Source organism: Streptomyces sp. NPDC087906 (genome assembly GCF_055584925.1).
This window is the reverse complement of sequence record NZ_JBVJLC010000005.1, coordinates 191,413-206,081: the sequence shown is the minus strand read 5'-3', so window position 1 is coordinate 206,081 and position 14,669 is coordinate 191,413. Positions and strand designations below refer to the sequence as shown.

11 protein-coding genes are annotated in these 14,669 nt (G+C 71.4%); 2 read left to right on the top strand and 9 right to left on the bottom strand.

The genetic code is table 11. From position 1 onward, the window contains the following. Positions 1-40: 40 nt before the first annotated feature. The 4 genes from ACZ63I_RS17085 to ACZ63I_RS17070 form a co-directional block, all read right to left on the bottom strand. A complete protein-coding gene (locus tag ACZ63I_RS17085) occupies positions 41-748 on the bottom strand; it encodes a response regulator (protein WP_469339406.1) in 708 nt (235 codons plus the stop codon). A gap of 62 nt (positions 749-810) precedes the next feature. Next, positions 811-1,434, bottom strand: coding sequence for a hypothetical protein (locus tag ACZ63I_RS17080; protein ID WP_469339404.1), 624 nt, complete (start codon positions 1,432-1,434; stop codon positions 811-813). 163 nt (positions 1,435-1,597) lie between these two features. Continuing rightward, positions 1,598-3,352, bottom strand: coding sequence for a sensor histidine kinase (locus tag ACZ63I_RS17075; RefSeq protein WP_469339402.1), 1,755 nt, complete (start codon positions 3,350-3,352; stop codon positions 1,598-1,600). Positions 3,353-3,418: 66 nt separating this feature from the next. Further along, positions 3,419-4,246 carry an SDR family oxidoreductase gene (locus ACZ63I_RS17070; protein WP_469339401.1) on the bottom strand — a complete coding sequence of 276 codons (828 nt, stop codon included), beginning with the start codon at positions 4,244-4,246 and terminating at the stop codon, positions 3,419-3,421. A gap of 103 nt (positions 4,247-4,349) precedes the next feature. Here ACZ63I_RS17070 and ACZ63I_RS17065 point away from each other — a divergent pair, with 103 nt between their 5' ends. Then, positions 4,350-5,177 (top strand): helix-turn-helix domain-containing protein, encoded by an 828-nt coding sequence (locus ACZ63I_RS17065; RefSeq protein ID WP_469339399.1) that lies wholly within the window; start codon positions 4,350-4,352, stop codon positions 5,175-5,177. A 21-nt stretch (positions 5,178-5,198) separates the two neighbouring features. Here the strand turns inward: ACZ63I_RS17065 and ACZ63I_RS17060 are convergent, their stop codons facing one another. The 4 genes from ACZ63I_RS17060 to ACZ63I_RS17045 form a co-directional block, all read right to left on the bottom strand. Then, a complete protein-coding gene (locus ACZ63I_RS17060; protein WP_469339398.1) occupies positions 5,199-5,864 on the bottom strand; it encodes an SDR family NAD(P)-dependent oxidoreductase in 666 nt (221 codons plus the stop codon). A 107-nt stretch (positions 5,865-5,971) separates the two neighbouring features. Further along, entirely contained in the window at positions 5,972-7,402 is a 1,431-nt protein-coding gene (locus ACZ63I_RS17055; RefSeq protein ID WP_469339396.1) for an MFS transporter, read from the bottom strand. 46 nt (positions 7,403-7,448) lie between these two features. After that, entirely contained in the window at positions 7,449-7,907 is a 459-nt protein-coding gene (locus ACZ63I_RS17050; RefSeq protein ID WP_469339394.1) for a MarR family winged helix-turn-helix transcriptional regulator, read from the bottom strand. Between the two features lie 61 nt (positions 7,908-7,968). Next, positions 7,969-9,258, bottom strand: a complete 1,290-nt coding sequence (locus ACZ63I_RS17045) for an MFS transporter (RefSeq protein WP_469339945.1) — start codon at positions 9,256-9,258, stop codon at positions 7,969-7,971. Positions 9,259-9,561: 303 nt separating this feature from the next. Here ACZ63I_RS17045 and ACZ63I_RS17040 point away from each other — a divergent pair, with 303 nt between their 5' ends. Next, entirely contained in the window at positions 9,562-11,490 is a 1,929-nt protein-coding gene (locus ACZ63I_RS17040) for a Xaa-Pro dipeptidyl-peptidase (protein WP_469339393.1), read from the top strand. A gap of 133 nt (positions 11,491-11,623) precedes the next feature. On the opposite strand, the gene ACZ63I_RS17035 is transcribed toward ACZ63I_RS17040, so the two are convergent. Then, the gene (locus ACZ63I_RS17035) at positions 11,624-14,614 is read right to left on the bottom strand and encodes a glycoside hydrolase family 2 TIM barrel-domain containing protein (protein ID WP_469339391.1); all 2,991 of its coding nucleotides are present in this window, start codon (positions 14,612-14,614) and stop codon (positions 11,624-11,626) included. Between the last annotated feature and the right edge of the window lie 55 nt (positions 14,615-14,669).

Genomic DNA, 14,669 nt, shown 5'->3' with positions numbered 1-14,669 from the left:
CCAGCGCTGCGAACCAGCCCTCCCTGCGAACCAGCCCCGCCTACGGCGTCCGGTACGTGCCACGTGTGCGCGTACCGGACGCCGGTCCGTCGGCGGCGGTGGCGAGTACGGCGGCCTGGATGCGCCGCTCGACACCGAGCTTCGCCAGCAGCCGGGAGACGTTGTTCTTGACCGTCTTCTCGGAGAGATAAAGCCGTTTGCCTATCTGGGCGTTGGTGAGCCCTTCGCCGATCAGCCCCAGGATCTCCCGCTCCCGCGGGGTGAGTTCGGCCAGCACGGCGAACTCGGACTGCGCGGGCCCCGCTTCGCCGCGAATGCTGCTCATCAGCCGGGCGGTGGTCGCGGGGTCGAGCATCGACCGGCCCGAAGCGACGGTGCGTACCGCCGTGACCAGGTCGGAGCCCTTGATCTCCTTCAGTACGTATCCGGCGGCGCCCGCCATGATCGCGTCCAGCAGCGCATCGTCGTCGTCGAACGACGTCAGCATCAGACACACCAGCTCCGGCATCATGGAGCGCAGTTCGCGGCAGACCGTGATCCCGTTCCCGTCCGGTAGCCGCACGTCCAGCACGGCCACGTCGGGGCGCAGCGCCGGCCCCCTGGCCAGGGCCTGCTCCCTGCTGCCCGCCTCGCCCACGACCTCGATACCGGGCTCGGCGCCGAGCAGGTCGCGTACGCCGCGCCGGACGACCTCATGATCGTCGAGCAGGAACACCCGGACGGGATCCTGCGGTGCGTCTGATGTCATGGCCGTCCTTCGCGGTGCTTGGGGAGTACTTCGGGGGACTGCTTGCGGGGACCTGCGGTGCGTCAGACCAGCCAGCGGCTGTTGTCACGGACGAACGGCAGCTCCTGCCAGACCTTGCCGAGCCCCCAGGTGCGGCCCGCCGCCGCCACCGCGAAGACGATCATGAGCGCGGCGAACATGACGTGGTAGTCGACGAGCGGGTTGGACGACATGCTGGGTGAGCCGTCCGCCAGGTGCTTGGCCGGGGGCCATTCCGCCGCCCACATGAGCGCCATCATCACGGTCCCGGCGACGGCGGTGATACGCAGCGCGACACCGGACGTGAGGGCGACACCGAGGCCGAGCATGCCCAGCATGAACAGCCAGTCGGCCCAGGGCTGGCCCGCCCACGCGTGGAAGGCCGACTGGAGCGGTCCGGCCGAGACGCCGCCGAGGAAGCCCTTGGTGGGCGAGCCTCCGTCGATCCAGGCGCCGGCGGACGGCGTCGCGTACCCCCAGCCGAAGAGCTTGTCGAAGAACGCCCAGAGGAAGACGAAGCCGAGCAGGATGCGGGCACCCGCGGCGGTACGGGCGAGCGCCCACGACATCGCCTGCGGCCGGTCGGCTGCGGTCGTCGTGTCCGCCGTGTGCCTGCGCGCCGAGGGAAGGCGCAATCCTGCGGGCCGAGGGCTTTCGTGAACTGCCATGAGATACATCCCTTTCAAGGGCTTGCGTGCTGCGGGGAGTTCGGGTCCGTGTCCTCAATCTCCTCCGGCGCCCCCGCCGGCGCATCGGCTCTTCGGCTCCGGCAGGAGGGCCGAACGGCCCTTTCCGGCAGCCCGGTCGGGACCGGCGCCACCGGCTCCGCGCTCAGGACGCACCACCCCGTACCGGTACCCGCCACACCAGACGCGTACCGCCACCGGCCGGGGTGTCCCGGACGAAGGTCCCGCCGAGCGCCGTTGCCCGCTGCTCGATGTTCTTCAGCCCGCCGCGCGCCGCGCCGGCTCCGGAGGCCACGCCCACCCCGTCGTCGGTGACGCTCAGCGTCAACATCCCCGCCGCGACGGTGAGACGGACGTCGACGGACCGCGCCCGCGCATGCCGGGCCACATTGCTCAACGCCTCGACCAGCACCGCGATCATATGGTCCGCGACCGTGGGCGAGACCTCCGTCTCGATCAGCCCCTCCAGCCGCAGCGCCGGCGGAAAGCCCAGCGAGACCGCCGCCCGCTCCACCACGACGGCGAGCCGGCTCCGTACGCCGTCCCCCGATCGGCCCGGCTCGTGCGCGCGCAGCCCGAAGATGGTCGACCTGATGATCTTGATGGTCTCGTCGAGATCGTTCACCGCACGTTCGAGTCGCTCGGCGACCTCCGGGTGCTGGACGAACTTCTGGGCGCTCTGCAACGTCATACCGGTCGCGAACAGCCGCTGGATCGCCAGGTCGTGCAGGTCGCGCGCGATCCGGTCGCGGTCCTCCAGCAGGGTGATCTGCTCGGTGTCGCTGCGCCGCTCGGCCAGTTCCATCGCGAGCGCCGCCTGTCCGGCGAAGCCGAGCAGCGGAGCGGACTGCGCGGCCCCGAACGCCGGGCGCCCAGCGTCGCGGGCCAGCACCAGCACCCCCCGGACGCCCGCCCCCGTACCCAGCGGCACCGCCATCGCCGGACCCAGCCCCGCCCAGCGGGCCGCAGCGCCCCTGACCCGCGGATCGGCGGCGATGTCCTTGCTCACGACCGGTCCCGTGCCGGCGAACGCCGCCCCGACGAAGTCGTCCTCCCCGGTGGCCGGGCCGCTGCCCGACAGGCCGTCGTGCGCCGACGCGTCGAGCCCCACGGCCAGTTCCGTCCGCAGGCCACCGCCGCCTTCGACGGGCACGGCGACCATGCCCGCGTCGGCGGAGAGGATCTCCCGCGCCCGCTCGACGATCAGCTCAAGCACCTGCGCGCGCGGCGCGCCCGACAGCAGCCTGCTCGTGACCTCCGAACTCGCCGACAGCCACAACTCCCTGCTGCGCGCGGCCTCGTAGAGCCGCGCGTTCTCGATGGCCACACCGGCGGCCACGGCCAGGGTCCGCAGCACCGACTTGTCCTCGGCGTCGAACTCCCTGGCGCTGCGCTTCTCCGTGAGATACAGATTCCCGAAGACCTCGTCACGCACCCGGATCGGCACCCCGAGGAACGAACGCATCGGGGGATGGTTCGGCGGGAAGCCGGACGACGACTCGTGGTGGGCCAGCTCGGCCAGCCGCAGCGGTACGGGATGCCGGATCAGCTCGCCGAGCAGGCCGTGGCCGCTGGGCAGCTCCCCGATCCTGGCCCGCCGCTCGTCGTCGATGCCCACGGTGATGAACTCCGACAGGCTCTGCTCCTCGCCGATCACCCCCAGGGCGCCGTACTGGGCGTCGACCAGCACCACAGCCGCCTCGACGATGTCCCGCAGCACCTGGGCCAGATCCAGCTCCCGCCCGACGGACAGGACCGCCTCCAGCAGGCTGTGCACCCGGTCCCGGGTGCCGCGCACGGCGTTGATGCGGACCTGCAGCTCCTCCAGCAGCTCGTCGAGCCGCAGCCGGGGTATCCGTTCTTCCGCCGCACCGGCCGCCGTACCGCCCGCGTCCGCCATCAAGGAGCCTCCACACCGTCGGGATCGAGCCTGTAGGCATGATGCGCCACGATTGAGGCCAGATGGTCAGAAGTCGGTGGAAGCAGCCGACTCACGCTGCGGGCGCAAAGCGGCCAGCCGCCCTTCGAGCGCGGTGGTCATCGCCGTCCACGCGTCGCTGCCGAGCGCCAGCCGCAGCGGTGCGGGATCCTGGTCGACGCTGTCGATCATGAGCGTGGCCATCCGGGCGGGGTCGCCGACGGGCAGGCGCGTCCTGTCCTCCAGCATGCGGTGGACCGCCGCCGTGGGGGAGACGTCGTACGCGTCGAGCCGCGCACCCGTGCGCACCCCGCCGTACCGGAACTCGGTGCGCGCACCGCCCGGTTCGACGATCGTGACGCCGATGCCGAACGGCGCGACCTCACCGGCCAGGGCCTCGGCGAAACCCTCGATGCCCCACTTCGTGGCGTGGTACAGCGAGCCGCCCGGCCACGCGGCCTGGCCGCCCACCGAGGAGAGCTGGAGGATCCGGCCGCCGCCCGCAGCGCGCAGATGGGGGAGCGCGGCACGGATGAGCTGGATCGAGCCGAGCAGGTTGGTGTCGATCTGATGGCGCACCTGCTCGTCGCTCAGCTCCTCGGCGGCGCCGATCAGGCCGTACCCGGCGTTGCTGACCACCACGTCGAGCCGCCCGAACCGGGCGTGCGCCGCGTCCACCACCTCCCGGATACGCGCGGTGTCGGTCAGATCGAGGACGGCGGCATGGAACGCGTCGCCGTACTTGCCGGTGAGGTCGGCCACCGAGTCGGGTCGGCGGACGGTGCCCGCCACGCGCTCGCCGCGCGCGAGGAGCTGCTCGGTCAGATGGCGGCCGAAGCCGGTGTTCACGCCGGTGATGAGCCAGTTTCGTGTCATACGCCGAGCGTCGCCCGCCCGGGTGCCCGGCAGCCAGCGCCCCGCTGAGGGGGGTGCCGCCAGGGCCACCCACGCGGCGGCGGGGGCGACCTATGGTGGAGGGGTGGCAGCCAATGTGATCGGCGAGTTTCTGCGCGCCAGGCGCGAACAGGTGCGCCCCGAGGACGTGGGGATCACCGTCAACAGCCACCGGCGCGTGCCGGGCCTGCGCCGCGACGAGCTGGCGCTGCTGGCCGGTATCAGCACCGAGTACTACACCCGGCTCGAACAGGGCCGCGACCGCCACCCGTCGGCCCAGGTGCTGGACGCCGTCGCGCGGGCGCTCGGCCTCGACCGCGAGGCGGCGGCGCACCTGCACGACCTCGCCGACCCGGCGCACCGCCGACGGCGCGCACCGCGCCGTACCGAGCGGGTGCGCCCGACCGTCGCCCGGCTGGTCGCCTCGTGGGACCGGACTCCGGCCTACGTTCAGGGCCGCTACCTCGACGTGCTCGCCGCCAACCGGCTGGCCGTCGCACTGTCCCCGATCTACACCCCCGGCACCAACCTGCTGCGCGCCGCTCTCCTCGACCCGGCGGCGCAGGCGCTCCTCAACGTCTCGGAACTGAACATCGGCGGTCTGATCGCGAGCCTGCGCGCCGCGGCCGGCGCCGACGTCGACGATCCGCGCCTGACGGAGCTGGTCGGCGAACTGTCCGTGAAGAGCGACCTGTTCCGCCGGCTCTGGTCGCGTCATCACGTACGCCCCCAGCCGGGCGGCGGCGTCCACCACATCCACCACCCGCAGGTCGGCGAGATGGAGCTGCGGTACGACAAGTTCGTCGTCGCAGGCGCCGAGGACCAGCTCCTGGTGATCTACCAGGCCGAGCCCGCTTCCCGGTCCGCCGACGCGCTCGCCCTGCTGTCCACCATGGCCGACGACATGGCGTAGGAGCGCGCCGGGGGCAGCGGCTCAGGCGTCCATGGGATCGGCGAAGTGGCGGAAGCCGGTGCGCTCGCGGTGGACGGCCCACAGGGTCTCGGCGAGCACACCGGGGTCCTTCCTCGGGTCCCCGGGGGTGATCGCGCCGGGGATGATGAGCTGCGCGACATGCACCTGCCGGTCGGCCAGCGCCTCGTGCAGCATCTGCGCGTACGCGCTTTCGGCGGCGAACGCGACGGAGGTCCCGGCCCGCTCGGCGTGAGGGCGTACGGCGGTGCCGCCGTTCACGAAGAGGATCGTGCCGCGGCCCCCTGCCAGCATCCCGGGCAGCACCTGCCGTACGGCGGTCACCGGGCCCTGGACGGAGAACTCGAACGGCCCCTGGAGATCGGCGGCGGTCGTCTCCAGGACGGGCTTCATGAAGTCCCGGTGCGGAAGGGGGCTGTACTGGAGCACCTCGACCGGCCCCAGCGCCGAAGCGGCGTCGTCCAGGGCGGCGGCGAGAGCGGCCGGATCGCGCACATCGGCGGCGAAGCCGCGCGCCTCCACCCCTTCGGCTCCGAGGTCGGCAGCGAGCGCGTCCACGTGTTCGCGCGTACGGGAGATCAGCGCGACGCCGAAGCCCTCGCGGCCGAACTGCCGGGCGACGGCGGCCCCGAGACCGCGTCCCGCTCCGATGATGGCGATGCTGGTCATGACCGTCTCCGTACCTCGTGATGGCTCGTCAGGGCGCGCGCCCGAGCCTAGGCGGTACCGACGGCCGCCTCCCGGCTACGGGCCGACACCAGCGTGGCGAAGTCCCGTCACCCCTTGGTCCGCGCCGTCCCCAGCTTGCGGTCCGTGACGGTCATCGCGACCAGCACGAGGCTGACGCCGATCATGATCCAGCCGATCAGATGGACCCCGCCGTCCGTGACATGGGTGTGGAAGACGATCCCCGTGATGGCCGAGGACGCGATGGACCCGACGTAACCGAAGGTGCGCAGCAGCCCGGAGGCGGTGCCGAGCTGCTCCGCCGGGGCCTGGGCGTAGAGCGCGGTCTGGTTGCCCGCCGCGCCCGCGCCCATCGCCACACCGAAGACGAGCGTGATGACGACGATCCAGCCGATCCAGGCCGACGCGCTGAGCATCAGCACACCGGCGGAGGCGACCAGGCAGGTCAGGGACGCGAGGATGACGGGGCTGCGGACCAGATTGCGCCGGGAGAACGGATAGATCACCAGTCCGGAGACCAGCGTCATGGGCAGGAGCAGCAGACCGGACGCCGTCTCGGACAGGCCGCGCACGGTCTCCACCCACTGCGTGATGCCGTAGAGGACCACGTAGACGCAGAGCAGCACCAGCCCGTAGCGCAGATATGTCCTGGTCAGCTCCAGATTCCCGGCGAGCAGCCGGATGTCGAGGAACGGCGTGCGGGCGCGCAGCTCCCAGGCCACGAGCGCGATCCACAGCACGACCGAGACGGCCAGCAGATACCAGTGCGCCGTCGGCAGTTCGAAGAGGAACAGCAGCAGCGCGATCATCGCGGCCGCGAAGCCGCCGATGCCGGTCACATCGAGGTTGGAGGCGACGGTACGGGCGCTGCGCGAGCGGTCGAGCGGTCCGTCGGGCGACACCCAGGCCAGGGTCGCGACCAGCGCGATCACCGCGACGGGCACATTGACGAAGAAGACCGAGCGCCAGCCGAAGGCGCCGACCAGGACCCCGCCGACGGGCAGTCCGAGGGACGCGGTGGCGATACCGGCGATCTGCAGCCCGCCCAGCACACCGCCGGGCGGCCGGTCGAGTCCCGCGTCGCGGGCTCGGCGCCGGATCAGCAGCATCGCCGTCGGATACGCGCACGACGTGCCGAGCCCGATCAGCACCCGGCTGACCAGCAGAGTGAGCAGGTTCTGGGCGAAGCCGCCGACCAGACCACCCACCGCGACGAGCACGATGCCGGCCAGGAACACCCGCCGCGGCCCGAACACCTCGGCGGCCTTGCCCGCGGTGGGCTGGGCGATGGCGCTCGCCAGATACAGCGCGGTGACCAGCGCGGTCGTCTGCCCGATCGACACGCCGAGCCCGTGGGCGATGGGCACCAGGGCCGTCGCGATCAGCGAGCTGTTGACCGGGTTGAGCGCCGAGCCGATGAACAGCGGGCTGGTGAATCTGCGCGAGAAGGGGCGGTCACCCCAGGGCGCGGCGTCCGCCGGCGCCTGCGCTGGAGGGACCGGGGGACGGGCGGGAGACATCACAACTCCAGGGGATCGGAGAGGCCGGCGGGGCGCAGGTCGGCGGTCAGAGCAGATCCGCGAGCCGCTCGATCAGCGTCGCCGCCTCGTCGAGGGTGGCGATCTCCTCGCGGGTGAACGACTCGTCCAGCGCGACGGCCATCTTGTCCACGATCGCGCTGCGGCCCGACCGGATCGCGGTCCGGCCGGCCGGGGTGAGCGTCAGGATCGAGCGGCGCCCGTCGTTGGCGTCGGGCTCGCGTACGACCAGACCGCGCCGCTCAAGACCAGCGATCGTCGCGCCCATCGCCTGCGGGCTGATCTGCTCGCGTCTGGCCAGCTCCGCGATGGTCGAAGGACCCCCTCGGTCCAGCCGCGAGACGGCCGTCAGCTCCGGGCCCGTCAGGTCACCGTCGGTCGCCGTCTCGTGGACGCGGCGTTTGAACGCCCCGACGCTGACGCGCAGTCGTGTCGCCGTCGCGCGGACCGCGGCGCTCTCGCCGGCGGACTTCTCTGGCTCAGTCACATTTTGGAAGGCTAGCCTTCCAAAGGTAAGTTTGCAAATCCAGCCTTCCCATCCTGGCCGGTCACTTCTCCAGGGGCTCCGCGGGTGTCACCGCCAGCCGGTAGCGCCAGAACGCCGGTACGGCCACGGCCATCGCGAGCATGGCCAGCACGACCAGCAGCCCACCGCCCGTCACGGTCGCGCGCGGGCCGATCGACGAGCCGGTCACGCCGTGCAGGGCGTCCGCCAGTCGCGGTCCGCCCGCGACGACCACGGTGAACACCCCCTGCATCCGGCCACGCATCTCGTCCGTCGCCGCCAACTGCAGGATGGAGCCGCGGAAGACCATCGAGACCATGTCGGCCGCGCCCGCCACGGCCAGCGCGACCGCCGCCAGCCACAGCGGCCCGGACAGACCGAACGCGGCCACCGCGAGCCCCCAGGCGCACACGGCGCCGACCACCATCGCCCCGTGCCGGCGCACCCGGGCGAACGTGCCGGACAGCAGACCGCCCAGCAGGGCGCCGGCCGGAATCGCGGCGTAGAGCACACCGAGCGCGTAGCCGCCGCCCGGCGGGTCGCCGAAGTCGACCTGCGCCATCTGCGGGAACAGCGCCCGCGGCATGCCGAACACCATCGCGATCACATCGGCCAGGAACGACACCAGCAGCAGCCGCTGCGTCGACAGATACCGGAACCCCTCGACCACGTCCCGCAGCCCGGCCCGCCGGACCACACCGCCCAGGGGCGGCAGCGGGGGAAGCTGCCACACCGCCCAGAGCGTCGCGCACAGCGCGATCGTGTCGCACAGGTACAGACTCGACAGGCCGACCACCGGCACCAGCACTCCGGCCAGCATCGGGCCCACGATCTGGCCGAGTTGGGTCACGGTCGAGGTCAGCGCCGTTGCCGACGGCAACTGCTCGGGCGGTACGAGCCGGGCGACCGAGGCCGTCCGGGTCGGCGAGTTGATCCCGAACAGCCCCTGCTGGAGCCCGAGCAGGACCATCAGGACCCACACGGAGTGCAGTCCGGCCGCCGCCTGCGCCCAGAACAGCAGCGAGGTGGCGGCGATGCCGCAGTTGCTGAGGAGCAGCAGCTTGCGCCGGTCCATCATGTCGGCGATGGCGCCGCCCCACAGCGCGAACACCACCAGCGGCACCAGGGCCACCACGCCGGAGACCCCCACCCAGACCGACGAGTGCGTGTCGTCGTAGATCTGCAAGGGGACGGCGACGGCCGTCAGTTGGCTGCCGACCGAGGTGACGACCGTGGACGTCCACAGCCGCCGGAACGACGCGATCCGCAGCGGCGCGGTGTCCATCGCGAGACCCCGCACCCGGCGGGAGAAGGGCGAGCGCCGCCGGGGCACCTGCTCTTCGGGGGCCGCTTCGGGTATCTCTTCGGGTATGTGCCGTACCACCGGGCGGATCCGTTCCCGGCCCGGGGCGCGCCACGGTCAACTGAGCGCCGTCCACGCTTACCCGAGCCGTTGTCGCAGGCTGAAGGTTCACGCGTTGATTGACGTTAACGCTTACGAGTTCACCGGAGAAAAACTTAGGCAAGCCTACCTCGCGGTTCGCGGAGGTCAATCCCCGCGAGTGGCGTGAATGTCGCTTGTGGATGAGTGATCTTCTGCGGGAGATTGCGCGCGTAACCCCCCAGGAGGTAGTGCATGCGGATCCCATCCCACCGAAGAGCTCTCATCTCGCTCGCCGCCGCGGCCGCGCTCGCGGCTGCCGGACTGCCCGCCGCCGCCCACGCGGCGCAGAAACCTTCCATCAAGGTCACCGCCGACGGGACGCAGCCCGTCTTCTCGTACCAGGACGCCATCAGGGAGTACGTCCGGGTGCAGTCGACCGTCGACTCCGACGGTGACGGCAAGAAGGACCTGATCAGGGTGGACATCGTCCGCCCCAGGGAGAGCGGCCGGGGGCTCAAGGTCCCCGTCATCATGGACGAGAGCCCGTACTACGACAATCTCGGCCGCGGCAACGAGTCGGAGCGCAAGGTCTACGACGCCGCCGGGGTCCAGACCAAGTCACCGCTGTACTACGACAACTACTTCGTGCCGCGCGGCTACGCCGTGCTGAACGTCGACATGGACGGTACGACGAAGTCCGACGGCTGCCCGACCTCCGGCGGCGCCTCCGACGTGCTCGGCGGCAAGGCCGTCGTGGACTGGTTGAACGGCCGCGCCACGGCGTACGACGCGCAGGGCAAGCGGGTCAAGGCGAGCTGGACGACGGGCCGTACGGGCATGATCGGCAAGTCCTACGACGGCACGCTGGCCAACGGCGTCGCCGCGACCGGGGTGGAGGGCCTGGAGACGATCGTGCCGATCTCGGCGATCAGCTCCTGGTACGACTACAGCCGCATGGGCGGCACCCTGTTCTCCCGGCACCAGGAGGACGGCCTCGCCGACACCGTCGACACCGATCCGCCCGCCAAGTGCGCCGCGACGCAGCAGGAGTTGGTGACCGGCCAGGACGACGCGACCGGCAACTACAACGCCTTCTGGAAGGAACGGGACTACCGCGGCGGATCCCTCGGCGACGTGCGCAAGGTGCACGCGTCCGTGTTCGCCACGCAGGGCCTCAACGACCTCAACGTCAAGGCCAACCAGTTCTCGACCTGGTGGTCGGGGCTGGCCGAGGAGGGCGTCCCGCGCAAGGTGTGGCTGTCGCAGTACGGCCATGTCGACCCGTTCGACTACCGGCGCGACGCCTGGGTCGACACCCTGCACCAGTGGTTCGACCACTGGCTGTGGCGCATACCCAACGACATCATGAAGAAGCCGCGGGTGGACCTGGAGGTCGGCCCCGACACCTGGGCCACCCAGTCCGACTGGCCGGCGCCGCAGGCCAAGGCGGTGACCCTGCGTCCGCAGCCGGACGGCGGGCTCGGCCTCGCATCGGCCAGCGGCACCGGCAGCTACACCGACACCGCGCAGGACGAGGCCACGGCGGTGAGCGACCCGACGGCCGCCGCACCGTACCGCCTCGCCTATACGACACCGCCGCTGACGCGGGACACCCGGGTGTCCGGTACGCCGAAGGTGAGCCTCAAGGTCACGCTGGACAAGCCGACGGCCAACCTCGGCGCGCTCCTCGTCGACTACGGCACCGACACCCGGGTCAACTACCTGAACGGCAGGGAAGGGGTGAAGACCCTCACCACGGAGGACTGCCACGGTGAGAGCACGGCGCTGGACGACGCCTGCTACAAGCAGGTGGTCACCGACACGGTGACGTCCGACGTCAACGTGGTGGCGCGCGGCTACGTCGACGCCCAGAACCGGAACTCGCTCAGCCACCCGACCCCGGTGACACCGGGTGTCGCCACGACGGTCCGTTGGGACACACTCCCGCAGGACTACGTCTTCAAGGCAGGACACCGGCTCGCGCTGGTGCTCGTCGGCACGGACACCGACATCCAGAGCGACCGGGCCACCGGCGCCCAGATCACCGTCGACCTGGCAGGCAGCGGAATCACCCTGCCGGTCGTCACCGGGCGCGCGGCCGACCCGCTCTTCTCCGCAGAGCGGACCTGGCACGGCCCGGCTCGCGTGACCCTGCCGAAGCCGCACCGCTCCTTCCGCTGACGAAGGGCTGAGCACCGAGGGCTGAGCACCGAGGGCTGAGCACCGCCCTCACTGTCCCGGACCCCCGCTGTCCCGGACCGGACTGCCTCAGGGCCGTCCGGTCCGGGACGCTTCTGGTTTCGTCCCCCCGCGCTCAGCTCTCCGAGATACGGAGCCTGATCGTGCGGGACTCGGGGCGCAGCGCGAACTCCGGTCGTACGTCCGGGCCGCACGCGCGCGAACCGAGTCCGTGCTGGGCCGCGTCGATCGTCAGATGACTCGTGGTCGACACGGGCAGTTCGAACGGGTGGTCGGCCAGGGCGATTTGCTGCGGGGTGTGCCGGCTGACGGTGAAGCCGGGACGGCGGCCCTGGATGTCCGGGACCGTCGCGAAGCGCAGTACCGTACGCCCGGCGCTGGTCAGCGCGAGCCGGCGCAACTGCGAGCGGTGGCCGGTCTCCTGGGGGCGCGCGTAGTCGACCGAGAGCTCGCGTACCGAGGCGGCGAAGCGGCCGGTACGGGCCGCGCGCATGCTGTCGGGGTACGACTCGAAGGGGCCGAGCCCGAACCACTCGGCGCCGTCCACCGGGGCCGTACCGTCCGGCAGCTCGAACCGGATCCCGATCCGCGGCCACACCGTCGACCAGCCGCCCGACGGCTCTATTTCCACGCGGAGTTCGAGTCCGTCGCCGTCCAGCGACCAGACCGACTCCACGACGACCGACGAGGCGGAGTTCGCCGCCGAGACCTTGGCGACGGTCCGCAGGCCTTTCGCGGTGCTCTCCACGGACACCAGGCGGCTGGTCAGCCTGTCGAGCCCTTCGGCGCGCCACAGCTCGGCGTTGGAGACCCCGGCCACACCTGCGTCGCTCTCCTCGACCTCGCCCGACGTGCCTTCGTCATTGTCGGTCGGAGCCCGGAACAGCTCCAGCCGCGGACCCGCCACCGGGCGTCCGGCGAGACGTACGAGGGAGCCGTTCACGAACTCGGCGATGCCGAGCGTCAGGGTGCCGTCGCTCCGCCGCCACTCGGTGCCGGGCCGCACACCGGTGGGGCGAACGCCGTTGCTGGGACGGCGCGTCGACCGGTCGAGCTGGGCCGTCGCCAGCACATGGCCCGCGTCCGCCCAGGCGGTGCCGGCCGCCAGCACCGCGTCGACCGTGAGCCAGGTCTCCGCCCCGTCCGCCACGGATACCGGGGACAGCGGCACCCGCGCCGACGTGCCCGCCGCGACGGCGGGGACCGCCAGATCCCCGGAGTCCACGAGCACGCCGTCGTGTTCGACCCGCCAGCGGAAGCGCAGGTCGGCCGTGTCGGCGCAATGCCGCAGATTGGTCAGCACGATGTCGTCGCCTTCGAAGGCGAAGCGGATCGGCTGGACGACCGCCTTGTACTCGTACAGACCGGGCGTCGGTACGTCGTCGCTCAGCAGCATGCCGTCCATGACGAAGTTGCCGTCGTGCACGACCTCCGCGAAGTCACCGCCGTACGCGTAGTACGGCGTACCGTCCGGGGCCTTCGCCAGGATGCCGTGGTCGCGCCACTCCCAGACGAAACCGCCGTGCAGCCGCGGGTACGTGTGCACGAGATCCTGGTAATCGTCCAGTGCCCCGGGGCCGTTGCCCATCGCGTGGGCGTACTCGCAGAGCAGGAACGGCTTGGTGCGCTGCCGGGCGCCCTGCGCCGGAGTGCAGCCCAGCAGGGGCGTGCGCGAGCCGTCGGTGCCGATCTGCTCGGTCTCCGGCACGGACGAGTACATCCGCGAGTAGACGTCGGCGTATTCGCCGGTGTAGTCGCCCTCGTAGTGCACGGGCCGTCCGGTGTCGCGTGCGTGGACCCACGCGGACATCGCGGCGAGATTGCTGCCGGTGCCCGCCTCGTTGCCCAGCGACCACATCACGACGCTGGGATGGTTCTTGTCGCGTTCGACGGTCCGCCGGATACGGTCGAGGTACGCCGCACGCCAGGCCACGTCGTCGCTCGGGTTGCCGCTCCAGCCGACCTTGTCGAAGCCGTGTGTCTCCAGATCGCATTCGAGGACGACCCAGAAGCCGAGTTCGTCGGCGAGGTCGAGCAGCCGCGGATGCGGCGGATAGTGGCTGGTGCGGATCGCGTTGACGTTGAACCGCTTCATCCGGGCCAGGTCGGCGCGGGCGTGCTCCTCGTCGAAGACACGGCCGCGCTCCGGGTGGGTCTCGTGGCGGTTCATCCCGTGGAACACCACGCGGCGGCCGTTGACCAGGAACTGGTCGCCGCGGATCTCGACCGTGCGGAACCCCACGCGGGTGGTGACGGTCTCGGCCGCCGTCGACACCGTGACGTCGTACAGGCGCGGTTGCTCGGCCGACCAGGGCTCCACACCGGCGATGTCGATCGGCGCCACGTCGGCCGCCGTCGACCAGACCTGCTCGACGCCGAGTTCAGGTGCGCGCAGGGTGACCGGGAACGCGGCGGGGTCGGCGGTGATCTCCGGCTCGATCCGGCCGCGTCCTTCGTCGAACCCGGCGCGCAGCCACAGGTCCTCGATACCCGCGGCCGGGCGGGCGATCAGGGTGACATCGCGGAAGATGCCCGGCAGCCACCATTGGTCCTGGTCTTCCAGATAGCTGGCCGCCGACCACTGGTGGACGCGTACGGCGATGACGTTGTCGCCCGGCCGGACGGACGGTGTGACATCGAATTCGTGGGCGAGCCGGCTGCCGCTCGCGCTGCCGATCTCGTCCCCGTTCACCCACACCTTGAACAGCGACTCGACACCGTCGAACCGCAGCACGACGCGCTCGGCCGCCGACCAGTCGCCTGGCAGGTCGAAGTGGCGGCGGTAGTCGCCGGTGGGGTTCTCGTCCGGCACGTGCGGCGGATCGATCGGGAACGGGAACTGCACGTTCGTGTAGATCGGCCGGCCGTAGGCCCCGTCACCCTGGAGCACCCAGTGCGCGGGCACCGGGATGCTGTCCCAGCCGCTGTCGTCGAAGCTCGTCGCCGCGAAGTCGCCGTCACCCGGCGCCGACCGGGACAGCCGGAAACTCCACTGCCCGTTCAGCGAGCGGGAGGGGGCGTCGGAGTGCAGCCACGAGCGCGCCGGGCGCAGGGCGCCCCGTCCTGGGGCGAGGTCCGAGACATAGGCGGAAACGTCGGAGGCCAAGAGGTCACAACTCTTTCTCAAGAAAAGGGAGGTGGCGGAGGGTCAGGAGTATTCC